Annotated in this window: 13 protein-coding genes and 1 pseudogene; 5 read left to right on the forward strand and 9 right to left on the reverse strand. The window is 36.4% G+C overall.

Features of this window, described 5'->3' with window-relative positions; all coding sequences use genetic code 11:
* Positions 1–666: 666 nt before the first annotated feature.
* Positions 667–1,923, reverse strand: a complete 1,257-nt coding sequence (locus tag ACFIK0_RS06910) for an aspartate kinase (RefSeq protein ID WP_273790391.1) — start codon at positions 1,921–1,923, stop codon at positions 667–669.
* Between the two features lie 189 nt (positions 1,924–2,112).
* Between ACFIK0_RS06910 and ubiG the strand changes: the two genes are divergently transcribed.
* Complete coding sequence (gene ubiG / locus ACFIK0_RS06915) at positions 2,113–2,856, forward strand: bifunctional 2-polyprenyl-6-hydroxyphenol methylase/3-demethylubiquinol 3-O-methyltransferase UbiG (RefSeq protein ID WP_273790390.1); 744 nt, start codon at positions 2,113–2,115, stop codon at positions 2,854–2,856.
* Between the two features lie 20 nt (positions 2,857–2,876).
* Here ubiG and grxC read toward each other — a convergent pair whose 3' ends face one another.
* Positions 2,877–3,131: a glutaredoxin 3 gene (gene grxC, locus ACFIK0_RS06920; RefSeq protein ID WP_273790389.1), complete on the reverse strand. Its 255-nt coding sequence runs from the start codon at positions 3,129–3,131 to the stop codon at positions 2,877–2,879.
* A 47-nt stretch (positions 3,132–3,178) separates the two neighbouring features.
* On the reverse strand, positions 3,179–3,964 hold the full coding sequence (locus ACFIK0_RS06925) for a ComF family protein (RefSeq protein ID WP_273790388.1): 786 nt from the start codon (positions 3,962–3,964) through the stop codon (positions 3,179–3,181).
* 196 nt (positions 3,965–4,160) lie between these two features.
* On the opposite strand from ACFIK0_RS06925, the gene ACFIK0_RS06930 reads away from it, so the two are divergent.
* A complete protein-coding gene (locus ACFIK0_RS06930; protein ID WP_375654430.1) occupies positions 4,161–5,039 on the forward strand; it encodes a methyltransferase in 879 nt (292 codons plus the stop codon).
* Positions 5,040–5,046: 7 nt separating this feature from the next.
* On the opposite strand, the gene ACFIK0_RS06935 is transcribed toward ACFIK0_RS06930, so the two are convergent.
* Complete coding sequence (locus tag ACFIK0_RS06935; RefSeq protein ID WP_375654429.1) at positions 5,047–6,402, reverse strand: L-cystine transporter; 1,356 nt, start codon at positions 6,400–6,402, stop codon at positions 5,047–5,049.
* A 795-nt stretch (positions 6,403–7,197) separates the two neighbouring features.
* On the opposite strand from ACFIK0_RS06935, the pseudogene ACFIK0_RS06940 reads away from it, so the two are divergent.
* A pseudogene (locus ACFIK0_RS06940) lies at positions 7,198–7,783 on the forward strand (type ISP restriction/modification enzyme); the annotation flags it as partial.
* Between the two features lie 997 nt (positions 7,784–8,780).
* Here ACFIK0_RS06940 and ACFIK0_RS06945 read toward each other — a convergent pair.
* Together ACFIK0_RS06945 and ACFIK0_RS06950 are read right to left on the reverse strand one after the other, a co-directional pair.
* On the reverse strand, positions 8,781–10,154 hold the full coding sequence (locus ACFIK0_RS06945; protein ID WP_375637516.1) for a glutamate--cysteine ligase: 1,374 nt from the start codon (positions 10,152–10,154) through the stop codon (positions 8,781–8,783).
* Between the two features lie 68 nt (positions 10,155–10,222).
* On the reverse strand, positions 10,223–10,966 hold the full coding sequence (locus tag ACFIK0_RS06950; protein WP_375631008.1) for a 16S rRNA (uracil(1498)-N(3))-methyltransferase: 744 nt from the start codon (positions 10,964–10,966) through the stop codon (positions 10,223–10,225).
* 235 nt (positions 10,967–11,201) lie between these two features.
* On the opposite strand from ACFIK0_RS06950, the gene ACFIK0_RS06955 reads away from it, so the two are divergent.
* Positions 11,202–11,345, forward strand: a complete 144-nt coding sequence (locus ACFIK0_RS06955) for a hypothetical protein (protein ID WP_375643339.1) — start codon at positions 11,202–11,204, stop codon at positions 11,343–11,345.
* A gap of 315 nt (positions 11,346–11,660) precedes the next feature.
* Here the strand turns inward: ACFIK0_RS06955 and ACFIK0_RS06960 are convergent, their stop codons facing one another.
* Positions 11,661–13,541 carry an AsmA family protein gene (locus ACFIK0_RS06960; RefSeq protein WP_375663702.1) on the reverse strand — a complete coding sequence of 627 codons (1,881 nt, stop codon included), beginning with the start codon at positions 13,539–13,541 and terminating at the stop codon, positions 11,661–11,663.
* Between the two features lie 315 nt (positions 13,542–13,856).
* Here ACFIK0_RS06960 and folD point away from each other — a divergent pair, with 315 nt between their 5' ends.
* Positions 13,857–14,756: a bifunctional methylenetetrahydrofolate dehydrogenase/methenyltetrahydrofolate cyclohydrolase FolD gene (gene folD, locus ACFIK0_RS06965; RefSeq protein WP_273790381.1), complete on the forward strand. Its 900-nt coding sequence runs from the start codon at positions 13,857–13,859 to the stop codon at positions 14,754–14,756.
* A 65-nt stretch (positions 14,757–14,821) separates the two neighbouring features.
* Here folD and edd read toward each other — a convergent pair whose 3' ends face one another.
* The gene (edd, locus tag ACFIK0_RS06970) at positions 14,822–16,645 is read right to left on the reverse strand and encodes a phosphogluconate dehydratase (protein ID WP_375663703.1); all 1,824 of its coding nucleotides are present in this window, start codon (positions 16,643–16,645) and stop codon (positions 14,822–14,824) included.
* Positions 16,646–16,701: 56 nt separating this feature from the next.
* Complete coding sequence (gene pgl / locus ACFIK0_RS06975) at positions 16,702–17,454, reverse strand: 6-phosphogluconolactonase (protein ID WP_273790379.1); 753 nt, start codon at positions 17,452–17,454, stop codon at positions 16,702–16,704.
* Positions 17,455–17,460: the final 6 nt, after the last annotated feature.

Raw genomic sequence — 17,460 nt, forward strand, 5'->3', positions numbered from 1 at the left:
TGTAACATTATCATTAATTTTGATCTATAGTTACATAATTTTATGAAAAGTACTTCTGAAGAAGCTATAAACGCATAAGATATAGTAATTTTATAACGTATAGCGTAAACATAAATATTGTCTATAGAGATAGATTTTTTTATTGCCTCATAATATGGAAAAAATTAACTTTTCAAGATACACATAAAGTCATAAACAATCATTTGAAGATAAACTAAACATCTATAGAAAATACATCATCAATTTTACTTTTGGTAATTCCATCACTAATCTAATGAGCTCTAATTTCTCTAAGATTTATAATATTAAATCTGTATTGACGGGGCTGTCCCTCATGCAACATGCATCTTTTGAATAAACACTGTGCACTGCTCCTTATTCCATTAAGGCTTATCGTAAAGACTTCTCCATCCCTCTCTATAGGCTCTAAAACGTTTATAGACGGCATATTTTTTATCCCTTCTTAAACAGTTTTTTACCCAAACATCTTTCTCTTGTAATGTATAAGTGACCATTTTTAAATTTATCATGAACAAGTTTAAAATGAGAGAGTTTTGCTGTATTAAATATTCTATTTAAGTTAAAAATATAAATTGTTCTTAACAAAAATTATTAACATATATTAAAGCTTTATGTTATTGAAACTTTATTGAAACTAAAAAATACTTATCCCTTATCAAGAGCATAAACAGCATGTAATGTTCTAACCGCAAGTTCAGTGTAAGCACTATCAATCAAAATAGAAATTTTAATTTCTGAAGTCGTAATTGCTTGAATGTTAATACCCTTTTCAGCCAAAGCCTTAAATGCTGTAGCGGCAACACCTGCATGGCTACGCATTCCAATACCAATCACAGATACCTTGGCGAGATCGCCTTCAAATTGGAGAACATCAAATCCAATTTCTTTGCGATTCTTCTCAAGAAGTGTAACGGCTTTTTCTACATCTGATGATGGTACAGTAAAAGTCATATCAGTTTTTGAGCCATCTTCAGAAATATTTTGCACAATCATATCAACATTAATGCGTTCTTCAGCCAAGGGACCAAAAATTGCTGCCGAAATCCCTGGACGATCGGCAAGCCGACGAAGGGAAATTTGTGCTTCATCTTTGGCAAAAGCAATACCAGTAACATTTTGTTGTTCCACAATTTCATCCTCATCGCAAATAAGTGTTCCAGAAGAACTCATTGAATCCTCCATGCCTAACGCATCAGGATCCTCAAAACTTGAACGCACAAAGGTACGAACCTTATGAACCATTGCTAATTCAACAGAACGAACCTGTAAAACCTTTGCACCAAGAGAAGCCATTTCTAGCATTTCTTCAAAAGCTACTTTTGGTAAACGACGCGCTTTCGGTTCTATACGTGGATCCGTTGTATAAACACCATCCACATCCGTATAAATATCACAGCGATCAGCTTGTACAGCAGCGGCTATAGCAACAGCACTTGTATCTGATCCCCCACGCCCTAAGGTAGAAATCCGGCTATCCGGAGCCAACCCCTGAAAACCAGCAATAACGGCAACCTGACCTTCCTGAAAACACTCGATTAAAAAAGATCCATCAATATTAGTAATACGTGCACGGCCATGCGCATTGTCTGTATGAATAGGAATTTGCCAACCAAGCCATGAACGTGCATTCACCCCCATTTCTTGAAGTGTCAAAGCCAACAATCCTGAAGTAACCTGTTCACCAGAAGCAACCACAACATCATATTCACGAGCATCTCTATGCATGGAGGAAGCATCACTCGTCCACTGAACAAGTTCATTTGTTTTACCAGCCATCGCAGATACGACAACGGCAACCTCATTGCCTGCATCAACCTCTCTTTTGACATGCCGTGCAACATTATGAATACATTCAATGTTTGCTACAGATGTTCCACCAAATTTCATGACAATGCGCGCCATTAATAACACTCTTACCTTTACATCTCTTATCTCAAACAGTAATGAGAATTAGATGCTGTATCAACTAACCATTTTCTCGACATAGCGAATATCTATCATTTGTGCAAGTTTCATTATGATTATATTAATTTCTCTTGACTTTGTATAAAATCTACTTGACCTGATCATTAAAAATAAAAGGAAGGCAACATGATCGATGAAACACAAACAACTATTGATCAAAGTGAAATTGATCACTTTTCACGTATTGCTACAGAATGGTGGAATCCACAAGGAAAATTTCGACCTCTTCACCAATTTAACCCAACACGCCTTGCTTACATCAGAGAAAAAATCTGTTTAGAGTTTAATCGTGACCCTTCTTCACTTACGCCCTTTCACAATTTGAAAATTCTTGATATTGGCTGTGGAGGAGGCTTGTTATCTGAACCAATGGCACGTCTTGGTGCTATGGTTGTAGGCGTTGATGCTGCACAAACAAATATTGAAGTCGCAAAAACCCATGCTGCTCAAAATGACCTTTCCATTGATTACCGCACGACGACAGCAGAAGTACTTGCCAATGAAGGAGAAAAATTTGATATTATCCTTAATATGGAAGTTGTTGAACATGTCGCTGACGTTAATCTCTTCATAGCAGCTACAGCAAAAATGTTGAAACCACAAGGGTTGATGTTTGTCTCAACACTCAACCGCACATGGAAAGCATGGGGGCTTGCTATTGTAGGCGCTGAATATATTCTACGTTGGCTTCCTAAAGGAACCCACGATTATAAAAAATTCCTAAAACCTCTAGAACTTAAAAATTTCTTATCAAAAAACGCTCTTACTGTCATTGATGAGATAGGTATTACTTATAACCCTTTAAACGACAGCTGGAATCGCTCAAAAGACATGGGTGTTAACTATCTCCTTCTCGCAAAAAGGTCGTAAGGATATGTAATTTACAAATATTATATGCCTTGTAATAAAGAATTCAGCTTTCCCTCAGCCTCTAAAGCATAAAGATCATCACAACCGCCAACGTGATAATCATCTATGAAAATTTGTGGAAATGTATTACGTCCATTTGCACGCTGTACCATTTCTTGGCGAAGGGATGTGGAAGCATCAATATCTGTATACTTTACGCCTTTTTTATTAAGCAAATCACGTGCTTTTGTACAATAAGGACAGTTAGGGCGTGTATAAATTATTATCTCTTTCATAGGATTATCCTCCAATATTTTTTAATAATATTCATTTTAAATTCCTCTTAAGAAGAGGGAAAAATAGAATCTTCTTTGAGAACACGCGAAAATGTTAGCACATCAACCTGTCGTGCACCTGCATCTTTTAATGCAGCAGCTGCTGCTGTAACTGTTGCACCCGTTGTAAATACATCATCAATCAGCAAAACAGAACATCCTTTGAGATATTTTTTAACTTTATGCGAAACCTTAAAAGCATTTTTTACGTTAAGTTTTCTCTCTCTTGAAGAAAGACTAACCTGCGGACGGGTATGCCGACAACGAACAAGCCAACTCGGTTTTAAAAGCTTTTTTTGTGATGCTGCAATATAACGTGCAAGCTCAGCAGATTGATTATAACGCCTCTCCCAAAAACGACGAAAATGCAATGGAATGGGAATAATAACATCACAATCATCAATAACCTCGCGTCCAGCAAACATCATCCAATTGGCCATAAATGATGCCAATTCTATATGATCACCATATTTTAAGCGCGTTACTAAAGTTCGTGCAAGCCCTTTATGAACAATGACTGAGCGAACACGTGAAAAAGGATGAGTATTACGGAGTGCTTCACCACTAAGAAAACCATCCCCCATATCACAAACAAAAGGAGTCCCCATAACAGGACAATAAGGTTTCGTGATAAATTGAAGGTCTTTCCAACATTCGGAGCAAATCGTACCATAAGTAGAAACATTTTGCTTACATCCAGGACAAATTGGTGGATAAAGCATCGTTTTCAAGCGTTCAACGAACTTACTTAGTATATCCCCGCTATTTAACGCCGCTTCTCGAAAATACAACATTATAAATTTAGGCTTTTACAAGTTTCCCTCAGAACAAAAGTTCCTTTGTATTTCCTCAATTTATAATTTTAATTCCTTTAAAAACTCTTACCTTCTATAAATTTATTTTCTTTCATATTATAAACTTGACAGAGCTTGCACAAATAATGAACCTTTTCAAAATATATTCTTTCATAGATCGAAAGTGTTCCACAATATGTCGCATCCTTTAATTTTTGATCATAACCGCATTGAACAATTCCGAAAACGTGCCTTTCAAAAAGCAAAAAAAGGATGTGACTTTTTACTCTCTCACATGGCAGAAGATCTCTATAAACGCCTTAGCACTGTTGATCGCCTCTTTACATTAGCTCTTGATTTACACAGCCATACAGACCTTGCTGCGCAAGCTTTAATGAAATCTGGAAAAGTTTGTTCCATAGAACGCATTGAAACCGATACGCTTTATCAAAGCCATGATAAAAAATTCTATTTACGTCATCGAGAATTTCTTGATTTACCTCAAAGTTACTGTGACCTTATTGTTTCACTTCTTTCATTACAATTGACCAATGATACCCCTGGTGTTCTAAGCCAGATAAAAAATACCCTTAAACCAGATGGCTTATTTCTTGCTGTTATGGCAGGAGCTGGTACATTAAGAGAATTGCGGGAAAGCCTGCTGCAAGCTGAAAGTGAAATTTATGGTGGAGCAAGCCCTAGGATCTACCCTTTTGCCGACATTCGTGATGCAGGCGCTCTTTTACAGCGTGTTGGCTTTGCCCTGCCTGTAGCAGACGTTGAAGATATCACAATACGTTATAATACAATGTTTGACCTTATGCACGATCTTAAAGCTATGGGAATGCAAAATGCACTCATCAATCGTTCACGACGCCCTGTATCCAAACGTTTTTTTCTCCGCGCATCTGAAATCTATGCACAACAATTTAGTGATCCTGATGGACGTATTCGTGCACATTTTTCTTTCATCTGGCTCTCTGGTTGGGCTCCTCATCCCAACCAACAAAAACCCCTACAACCTGGTTCAGCGCAAATATCTCTTACAGATGTTTTACAGCCCAAAAAAATATAACCTAAAATTATTTTTTTAAAATACTTTTATCTGTTGTCCGTAATATTTGACTAGTGACCGTTCCAGCTATCATTGAATCGCTCACGTTTAGAGCAGTCCGTCCCATATCAATTAGCGGTTCAATAGAGATAAGTACAGCAACCAAAGTAACAGGAAGCCCCATAATTGGTAACACAATCAATGCAGCGAAAATAGCACCTCCCCCCACACCAGCAACACCAATAGAACTCAATGTTACAACACCAATAAGCGTAGCAATCCAAGTAGGATCAAGAGGATTAATACCCATAGAGGGTGCAATCATGGTCGCAAGCATCGCTGGATAAAGACCAGCACAACCATTTTGTCCAATTGTTGCCCCAAAAGAAGCTGCAAAACTCGCAATGGATTGTGGTACACCTATCCACTGTGTTTGCGCTTCAATATTCAAAGGAATACTTGCAGCACTTGAACGACTGCTAAAAGCAAATGTTAAAACTGGTAAAACCTTTTTGAAAAAACGAAAGGGATTAATCCCAGAAATACCAAGCAATACACCATGAATTCCAAAAATTAAAATAATACCGACATAAGAAGCAATAATAAAAACCAGTAAATTTAAAATATCTGCAATACGCGATATTGCTCCTACTTTCGTCATAAGTGCAAAAATACCATAAGGCGTCAAAGCAATCACAATACGGACTAACCGCATAATCCAAGCTTGTGCCACTTGAATAAATAAAAGCGCTTTTTCTCCTTTTTCTGGCTCATCTTTCTTTAAAAGAAGAACCGATGCACCTAAAAATGACGCAAAAATAACAACACTGATAATTGACGTACGTTTAGCTCCACTCAACTCAGCAAATGGATTTTTAGGAATCATAGACAAAATCATCTTTGGTATATTCATATCTCCAAGTTTAGAAATATGACCTTCAAGAAGAGCAGAAACATTTTGCCCTTCATGCACCAAACCATCGGTTGTTAATCCAAAAAAATTAACCACAAGCACACCAACCAATGCTGAAAGAGCCGTTGTAAAAAGCAATATTGAAATTGTTATTATACTCATCTTTCCAACAGCATAAACAGAATGTAAATGAGCAACTGCTGAAACGATAGAAATAAAAACCAGTGGCATAACAATCATTTGCAACAATAAAATATAGCCTTCACCGACAATGTTAAACCATTCAACGGATTTCAATAAAGTGCTTTCACCCTCTCCATAAATAAACTGCAAAACACTTCCAAAAATCAAGCCAAGGATAAGCCATAGCATAACACGTAGTGAAAGACTCCATTGCATTTTCTTACTTTGAGAAACCAATAATAAAAAAATAACAAATAGAAATAAATTGACGAAAAAATTAAATGTCATTGTCTATGCTCACTATTATTATGGTTGACATAAATAATCTGCATAATTCAAAATCAATGCATGATATTTAAAATTAACCTATAAAGCTTACAAGGCTTTTACAAAATCATTATTTTTTTAATTTATAGATTAAAAGAGAATTTTTTATCTACTAATAACTGTTTAAAGAAAATAAATAAAATTATTTTCTTATTCTTTAAATTTATGCTCTTATAAAATAGTTAAATAAGAAAAATATAAACAACATTCATTGCATCTTAATACTGAATAATTCCAGCGTATCTTATCCTATAAATGTCCTTACCACTCTCTTTTGCTATTTGAACTGAAGCGAGCTTTCCAAGAAAAGATGAATTAACAATCGAACATTCATGATTTTTCTAGAAAATACACCAACAAGCTACTTCTGCTCATTTTATGGACTGCACTCTCAATAGCTTTGATCAGCACTTCAAGTATAATTATTTTATTGAAAATACCTTTTATACATTCTTTCTTTGCTCTCAATGAAAGCTTTTTTATTTTTCAAAATTCTTTTATAGTCATAAAAAGGTTTTTAAAGACAACATGTTGATTTATAGTCATAATTTACTGTTTGCATATTAAATGAGAGTCCCGAATCACATAAGATTCTCTCATTTCAAACCTGTTTATCTTGAATCAATCAAAATCATTTGCTTGCACGTCACAAGCAGGGCAGATATGTGGATAAAAATGTATGAGAAAGGAGTAGAAATACCTCTTATGAAACGTCTTAATGCAAGAGTTGTCGAAACATTGAAGGGCGGAGCTTGAGCAGCAAATATAAATAATATGATTGCTTTTTATAATAGCGCAGTAAAACTTTTAACGATACCTATTCATATGCTGATCGAACAACACGTGCACGTGCTGTAGATAATTTTGTCATTTTAGATACAAAAAAGATAAGTTGGAGTTATAATGTTAAGCAAGAACTAATAAGAGGAAGGTTTTTGAATTTGAAGAGGCATGCCTCACGCAAAGTTCGTATCGCCCTTTTACACGACAATGGCTTTATTATAGTTGTATCTTCAATGATGGAGTTTATCAGATACCACATATATTCCCTATGGTGCCAGTAGTAGAAAATAGAGTAATACAAATTATAGGCATAGGAGCACGAAGCGTTTTTTCTGTGTTGATAGCTAAGAATTTGCCTAATCTAGATGCAATAGATACAGGTCAATGCTTTCCACGGTATCTTTATAAAAACGTTGAATCTCTGTAACTGATCGTGATGAGAAACAGTCCCTTTTATTTACAAATTCTACAGAAGAAAACACAACAGCTGGTTTACAGAGGCGTGATGCCATTACGGATGCACTTTAAAGCTGCTTATCCTAGTGAGAGCATAACAAAGGCGGTTACAAATTTCTAGATAATGAAAATAATGGAAAAGACTGAGGGTATATGATTAAAATGAGAGGCTTTAAGCCTACAAATATTATAAATTTTATGAATAGTACAGTTATAAAGCATTAAAAGAAGCTTTAAAAGAAGCTTTAAAGTAAATTTACAATATATGGGAGATAATTAATCGTCTATAATAAATTGCGCTCATACTGATAAAAATTATTCTGCTATAGAAATGTTGTTCTTTTTTGAATTTTTATGCGTATTCAAACACTCATTCGTTACAAGCTCAATCTCTTTATCTCTTTCATCTTTATCAAGAATAATAGTATTTTAATATAATAACCCCTTTGCATACAAATAGTTATTTCTTATCTATGAATAGCTTATAATTTCACATAACCCTATGAAGATAATATTTTTATTTATTAATATTTAATGATGTAATTAACACATTCATTCTATATATTATCATCTTTATTTCTATCTATTTATATAATATATTTCTTTTTTCTATAAAAATAAGCTTGAGTTATACATACATAGATCTATCGGTATTTTTTCTACTGTCTTTTTAGCGCACTGAAAGATTGATATCATAATTTTTGTATAATAAAATGCTCTTTCATATAAGCATCGTATATTGAATTATAATAATTGACTATTAACCGCAAATTATATTTTTTTATCCCTTTTAAAAGTGAAAAATATTATTTTCAGACCTATTCATAAGTAGATGAGCCAAGTGAATAAAAAATGTTTGATAATAAGCTTTATCTCTTATGAACTATCTTTAGTACAAAGGGACAACATTACGATTACGGAAATATCGTGATATTATTGGGTATAAAAATCACACTGCCCAAGAGATTTTTGTATTGTATCCTTTCCGTTATGAGAAATGTTAAAAGCAAGGTAGGATATGCTCTCTAGAGCAAATGAGTGAATGAACCACCACGGTTATATGCATTTTTAAAAAAGTAGGAAGTATCTTTGCTTCAAATTTAATAGGCACATTCTAAAAATAAAGGTTCTACCGACTCATTCCAAATAGAATAGTAATGGGACAAAAATTTTTCAGCATCTGTTTGTCCCATTGCAACAACCTCTTCTAGAGGATTAAGAAAATTTGTTTCATCAAAACCATTCGTATCATACTGTTTGCGATTTTTTAAGCCTTTGCGAGCAATAGCGAGAGATTGACGTGCTAACTCTAAAAGAATAGTTTGACGAAAAGGAGTTTTTAACCCTTCTTTAGGAACGCGTTGGCGCAACTCTAAAACTTCTTCAAAACACCAATCTTTTGTCAAAGCCTCTGCCTCATTAAGTGCTTCCCTATCATAAAGAAGCCCAACCCAAAAAGCCGACAACGCACAAATGCGCTTCCAAGAACCGCAATCAGCTCCCCTCATTTCTAAAAATCTTTTTAAGCGGACTTCAGGAAATAACGTTGATAAGTGATTAATCCAATCTCCCATGTTTGGAATTGAATTTGCAACTTGTCCTTTTAATGCTCCATTCATAAACTGACGAAACGTTATGTGTGTACAATCATAGTAACGACCATCACGCACAACAAAATACATTGGAACATCAAGGGCCCATTCAACATAATCAACAAAACCAAAACGCTCAGAAAATATAAAGGGAAGAACGCCTGTCCTCTGATTATCCGTATTACGCCAAATTTCAGAACGCCACGACAAAAAGCCATTTGGGCGCCCTTCTGTAAAAGGTGAACTTGCAAATAATGCTGTTGCAATGGACTGTAGCTTCATGGACACTTGCATTTTTCGCCGCATATCACTTTCAGATGAAAAATCAAGATTAACCTGAACTGTTGATGTGCGATACATCATATTAAGACCATTATACCCCACTTTAGGCATATAATCAGTCATAATCTGATAACGTGATTTAGGCATTCGCGGCGTTTCAGCTAAAGTCCACTTTGGACTAGCTCCAAGACCTAGAAAACCTATACCCAATGGTTCTGCAATTTTTTTGAGAAGAGTTAAATGCTCCATCAACTCGTAATATGTATGGCCTACTGATTTTAATGGTGCACCAGATAATTCAAATTGTCCCCCAGGTTCCAAAGAAATGGCTCCCTGATCAACGGATCCTACGAGCCCAATAATATTCTCTTCATCTAAAATAGGTTTCCATCCTAAGGCGCTTTGCATCCTCTCTAAAAGCGCTCGGATTCCCCTCTCTCCTTCATAAGGAACAGGGTGAAAACCATCTCTATAAAACGGAAATTTTTCATGTTCTGTACCAATGCGCCAATCATCTTCTGCTTTATACCCCCCTTGGAAATAGCTAACCAAAGAATCTAAGTTATAAATTTCACTTTCATCAGTTATATCAAGCGCCATAACTCATCGTATCCTATAATTGGTATCATCATCTTAAATGAATTGTTTAGAATGATTTTACAGATTTCTCAATCCATTGCCCAATCCCCCACGGTAGCATTAAGAAGAGCCAAAGCAGCAACAGCGGCAGTGTCAGCGCGTAAAATACGCGGACCTAATGATATTGGAACCACAAAAGGATGTTTTTTTAAAAAGCTCCGCTCTTCTTCACTAAAGCCACCTTCCGGTCCAATAAGAATACCAGGTGTTGTAACGTCACGCTTTTTAAAAGAAGCTAATGGATTATGCGATTTATGCTCTTCATCACAAAAGAATAAAGGCTGTGTCTTATCCCACCGTGCTAAAAGTTCTGCTAATGATAGAGCAGAAACGCATTCAGGAAGAGATAAAATTCCACACTGTTCAGAAGCTTCAATAACATTGGCTTCCATACGCGCCATATTGATACGCGTAACTTGCGTATGATGCGTCATAACAGGCTGCAAAATCGATACCCCCATTTCAACAGCTTTCTGCACCATATAATCCAACCGCGCGTTTTTGAGTGGAGAAAAGCAATAAATAAGATTGGAATGCGTCGTTTGTAATCTTTCTTGATGGATAAGCTGAACCACAACAAATTTTTTCTTAATAGCGATAAGTTTAGCAAGCCACTCACCATCCTGTCCATTAAAAAGTAAAATTTCTGCTCCTTCTTTCATACGCAAAACATGCACAAGATAAGAAGCTTGTGCCCCCTCTATCTTTATTTCTTCATTCAAAGCCAATGTCTGTCTGATAAATAATCTTTTAAGTTTATAATTTATGCGCATAAAAATTTTGCCAATGCTCACTATCGTCATCGAGAAAATGAAGAAAAATATATAGCAAAAAGAAAAAATTATATCTATAGAACTGTAATATATTAAAGAATTATAGAGTTTTTTTAGCTTTATGAGATAATAATAGGAACTTATAGATCCTTAAGTGATTCTGCTTTCATAAAAGTTTAAATAATACACCATTCATCTTTGCATTCAGTCATTGATGCATCCGTGGAGGAAAAATATGTCTGCTAAAAAAGCTACAATTATTACGGTTACAACCCTCTTAGCCTTTATTTTGATTACAGTGGGAATTGGTTCTGTTGGAGCAGACGGGAAGCATACAATTACCAAAGATGGCTATGGTATTTCTTCTGCGATTCAATAAGCACTGGCCAACATCCTCCTTAAAATTTTAATGTTTTTTAGCAACTTTTCTAAGATTTGCATCAATATTATGAATCTCTTGTATTTGAGAGATTCCATAAGAAGGATTTTTATTCTTCTCTTCAGTCATTTATCTATATCAACCACACTTATTATGACGGAGAGGACGGTTTTTACTGCTTCACGACGAACGGACTTAAAATGAGAGAATCTTTCGATAATGGGAGCTCTGATTTAAATTTAAAAGACAATTTTAAGTTGCAAAAAAACGAATTACCATTATAGGATAGAATATTATACAGATGAAAAACGATACTCAATCTGCGTCAATGTCTTTTGTAACCCAAAAATTACCATGATTTTGTCCTTTAGAGCTTAGAGAAAATGTAAAAGGCCATGCAAGGCTATTAGCAAGACATTGGACGTCTTTACATAAAGTTTCTGATCTATAGTTTTTGTCTAGTTGTGCCTGTAATATCAGTTCATTTTGCTTCCCTTGCGCCATAGCAGCTGCAATGGTTCCTTGAATGGATAAGCTCAAGTCTGCTGTACGCATTGATGACTCTGTCACCTTCATCATACCTTCTGAAAAGCTTGTCTGAATATCCCAGTGATCAAATGTTGTTGAAAAAGTATCATTATTCATTAAAAGAAATTGTTGTTTATTTGAAAGTCTTGTTTGTAATTCATTCAGATCATACCCTAATAGCCGACCAGAAGACATCTTCAGTGTTAATTCACCCTGCATTTTCGTGAAAATTTCTGGCCAAGAATCAGCAAGTGTTCGTACCGTTGCAGTAAAATTCGTTTTGCTTTGTATAAATGGAATAAATCCCAAGGTTTCTAAAGTCTCCTGCATATCAATAGAAGCGCCTGAAATATTTCCTCCAATACGCACTCTCTGTCCAGCTGACGTAACTTCAATATTACTTTGCACGGATCCACCAAAAATATTAGCATGTCCAAGATCAAAAATACCATGCCCATCTCTTATTTGTATTGCAGCAGCTAAATTTGTGAGTGAAATATTTCCTATTTTAGCTTGTGGCGCAGAAAGTCGTATATCCACGCCAATACGATCAAAAGTTCTCATGTCAAAGCAGGCATTTTTCTTTTTGCCTGAAAAAAATATTGAACTCAAGAGGCTAAGGTCTAGGTTATCAAAAGCTAAAGAGCCCATGACATTTGGTACATAATCTTGAAAATCGAGTTTTAAAGCTCCTCGCGCATTGGCTTTTCCCATCGTAAATGTAACATTGTTCATTTGGATATGCATTGGCTGCGCTAAAAAATGAGATTCCCATACAATGGGTATTTTTAATTTATGTCCCCAAAACTGATTTCCACCAACCCAAGACAATGTCTGATTCCATCCAGGAGAACGCATCGATACTTTTCCGTCAAAAATATAATATTCAGATAACCGAGCCTTTCCTGTAAAAGTTATTCCCCCACGTACAGAATTGAGACTTGCCCTAATATGACTTTTGCCTCCTGCAAGAAGCAACAATGCTTGAGAAGCATCAATTGATAACTTTGTAAATTCTCCACGCCAACGCGCATCTGCGCGTAACCGTACTTCCTGAGTTGATTTCGGACAATCTAAAGTTGCATTTAATCCTGTTATTTTTTCTGCTGCTCCTGAAAAACTATCGTGATACACAAGAACACCATTTTTAATGACAATCCGCCCAAAAGGTTGTTTTAAAAGTTGCTCTATCTCTGGATGTTCAGGATTATGTTTTAATATTTCACGCGTATTACGTATTGCCAACCCTAATGCACCTTGTGAGCGAGAAAACCGATCAAAAAAATCTGCTATTGTTTTAACAGGCTTTTCCATAACAAATTGAGGACGCATAATCCGCGTCTCTGAAAAAGAAATATGTCCCCAAAGAAGATCGACGACAGAAAGATCAACTTCTATTGATTCAGCTTCCATTAATGGCGCAACATCATCCATTTTTGATGTTAAAGTAACGCCAGAAAGAAATGCTTTAGGATAAGGAAAAAGATGTAATCGCGGTGGATCACGCAATTGCACATTGTAACCCGTCCATGCACTCAAATCCTGCGCTAAACGAATACGAATCGCATCTGTAGAGATAAGATAAGGTAAAACGAGAATCCCCACTCCCAATAAAAAGATAATTGTAATAAAAATTCCGCTCAAAAGTTTTATTATTCTGATGCGCACAATATCCCTCTATACTTATCCCCCTATAACAGATTAAAAACAAACTTAAATGATCATAAAAAGTTTTTATAACCCTATAATTCACTATATCCACTTTGTATCTTCATTATTTTTGTTCTTTATCCAAAATTTATTCAAACAGCAATGTTGCTGCTTCTTTATAAAGCAATTATTTAAAAGTCTTCAAAACTATAAATCCACAACATTATAAAACCATTCTTACTGTTCTCATATGAATATTGCTATAAAACTCTATCGTATTATTAGAAAATGCTTTACAAAAAAAACAAACAGCCTTACCGAAAGGATCTCTGAATGAATAATATTATCGACGGAAAAAAACTTGCTGAAGAGATTATTGTGAAAGTTAAGGCCGAAACAGCAAAGCTCCGCCATCACTATAATATACAACCTAGTATCGCTGTTATTATCGTTGGAGATGATCCTGCAAGTCAAGTATATGTCGCCTCAAAAAATAAAAAAGCCGAAGAATGTGGGTTTCTTTCAATCAAACATGCCGTTTCCAAAGAAACACAAGAAAAAGAACTCCTTCAACTTATTGCAACATTAAATTCTGATCCCAAAATTCATGGTATTTTGGTACAGCTGCCTCTCCCTGCTCATATGAATACAAATCGCATAACACAAGCCGTTGCTTTCCAAAAAGATGTTGATGGTTTTCATTATATTAATGTAGGAAAACTCGCGGCAAATGCACTTGAAGATGCAATTATTCCCTGCACTCCAGCTGGTGCCATGATGATGATTGAACAACATTGTGGGCAAGATTTATCTGGACTTGATGCTGTCGTTGTTGGACGCTCTAATATTGTTGGAAAACCTATGGCTGCCCTTTTAACAGCAGCCAATGCTACTGTGACAATTGCCCATAGTCGTACCCGTGACCTTGATGATGTGTGTCGAAGCGCTGATATTCTAGTAGCAGCTGTAGGCCGTCCACAAATGATTAAAAAAGACTGGATAAAAGATGGTGCAATTGTTATTGATGTCGGTATTAACCGCGTTGCTGCACCAGAAAAAGGTATAGGGAAAACACGTCTTGTTGGTGATGTCGATTTTGAAAACGTAAAAGAAAAAGCTGCTGCGATTACCCCTGTTCCAGGAGGCGTTGGACCAATGACAATTGCCATGCTTATGGTGAATACACTCAAAGCTGCTGCGCGATCACACAATCTGCCTATACCAAAATTCTAAGAATTGTAACAATTCCTTGTATATGGTTTCATTGTATATGATTCAGCTTATTATTTTTGCATTTTTCATGTCATAAAAACAGATGCCCCTTGATCTGCACGATTAACGGATTGACGAAAAACATGAAAAAGTTCGCGTCCAACACCATGTTCGTTTTTTGAAAGATCTGGAGGTATGATTTGTCGCGCGTTAAATTTTGCTAAATCCTCCAAAAGAGTTAATTTACCCTCATGAGCATCAAGAAAAACAATATCACCATCCTGCAAACGTGCAATGGGGCCATTATCCACTGCTTCTGGTGTCACATGGAGGGCAGCAGGAATTTTTCCTGACGCTCCTGACATACGCCCATCGGTTATCAATGCTACCTTTTGACCGCGATCTTGTAAAACGCCTAAAATGGTCGTTAATTTATGAAGCTCTGGCATACCATTGGCTTTTGGTCCTTGATAGCGAATGACAGCGATAAAGTCTTTATTATGCAACACTCCAGATTTAAAAGATTTTTGTAGTTCCTCTTGATCATTAAAAACAAAGACTGGTGCTTTAATCTGCCAATACTCTGGTTTAACAGAGGAAACTTTTATAATAGCTGTTCCCAAATCTCCTGATAAAACACGAAGACCACCATCAGACTGAAATGGCTTTCTCCACCCTGCTAACACCTTATGATCACCACTTTCCTTAAGAGCCGCTTCACGCACCACATGACCATCAGTAGAAAGCTTTGCTTCAATTGCATAAGCATTGAGATCTTTACCAAAAACCGTAGAAACATCTTCATGGACCAAGCCTGCCTCGATAAGCTCGCGAATAATAAATCCCATTCCCCCCGCAGCATAAAAATGATTAATATCTGCTAAACCGTTAGGATAAATGCGCGCTAAAAGAGGCACAACGGATGAAATTTCTGCAATATCATGCCATGTCAATTTAATACCGCAAACAGCAGCCATAGCAATCAAATGAATCGCATGATTGGTAGAACCTCCTGTTGCATTTAATCCTACAATGGCATTCACAAAAGAACGCTCATCAATGATCATACCAAGTGGACTATAATGATCACCAAGATCTGTCATTTCAAGTACACGTTTCGTAGCTTCTTTTGTTAAAGCATCACGCAACGGTGTATTAGCATTAATAAAAGAAGCTCCAGGCATATGAAGCCCCATCATCTCCAGTATCACCTGATTAGAGTTAGCTGTTCCATAAAATGTACATGTTCCTGGCCCATGATAAGAACGTGCTTCTGATGCTAGAAGTGTTTGGCGATCTATTTTGTTTTCCGCGTAAAGTTGACGTATCTTCGCTTTTTCATCATTACCTTGACCACTCGTCATGGGACCAGCCGCTATAAAAATTCCTGGTAAATGACCAAATGTTAGTGCACCAATCAATAAACCTGGTACAATTTTATCACACACCCCAAGATACAATGCTGCATCAAAGACATCGTGTGATAAGCTTATAGCTGTCGCCATTGCAATTACTTCACGCGAAAAAAGGGAAAGCTCCATCCCCGCATTTCCCTGCGTAACACCATCGCACATCGCGGGAACACCACCTGCAACCTGTGCAACACCACCAACCATACGGGCCGACTCTTTAATTAAGTGAGGAAATTTTTCAAAAGGTTGATGCGCTGAAAGTATATCGTTATATGCCGTGATAATGCCAATATTCCCAACAATATTTCCCTTCAAACGCTCTTTATCTATTGCACCACAAGCAGCAAAGCCATGCGCCTGATTGGCACATCCTAAAAAACTCCGTTTGGGGCGATGAACTTGTGCTTTTGCAATACGATCTAAGTAAATTTCTCGTGTTGATTGAGACCGTTCATAAATCCTTCGTGTAACTGTGGCAATTGTCTTGGAAAGTGCCATATTTCTCTCCCCCTTTCATTGTTGCTGCCCCTCATTCATTGAGAGAGATTACGTTTTTATTCACCTTGTGTCGCATATTTTGATTCACTTATTTCATTTTCTGCAGGCGACCAATAAACCTGAACGAGATGAGGGGAATTACGCAAAATTGCCCGAATAGGCATTTCTATTTCAGACCCGTCTTGACAAGCCTCTTCAAAACAATCGCGTTTCTGAAAACCTTCAAAATGGAGAATAATACAACGAGATTGCATAATAACTGGCAAAGTTAGTGAGAGTCTTGGCTCAACAGCACTCTTAGCATGAAGGGGTAAAACAAGTGCTTGTGTTCGTAAATCAAGCGCTTGCTTTAAACGATCAGCATCAGGAAAAAAAGAAGCCGTATGTCCATCCTGCCCCATTCCTAAAACAACAACATCAAAGGGTTTAGGCAAAGTATTAACACGACTCGCCGCTGAAAAAGCAGCAAGTTCAGCAGTAATTGCTTTATGATAAAGCCCTACAAAACGTGCTTTTTCGGCAAAATTTTGTAACAAATGACACCGTACCATATGTTCATTTGAACGTTCATCGTGTGTAGGGACAAAACGTTCATCGACCAAAGTGATAATAATATTTTGCCAATCAATATCCGCTTTTGACAAATAATGAAAAAACAATGCTGGTGTTTTACCACCAGACACCGCTAAAACTGCTCTCTTGCGCTCAAGAACAGATACACTAAGCTCTGCGGCTACTCGATCTGCCAATGCCAAGGCTAAAGTCTGAGGGGTTTCAAAATCTAAACGGTCAATATTCATTCTATACATACTTAT

Origin of the sequence: Bartonella sp. CL63NXGY (genome assembly GCF_042194905.1) — a bacterium.
Classification (GTDB): Bacteria; Pseudomonadota; Alphaproteobacteria; order Rhizobiales; family Rhizobiaceae; genus Bartonella.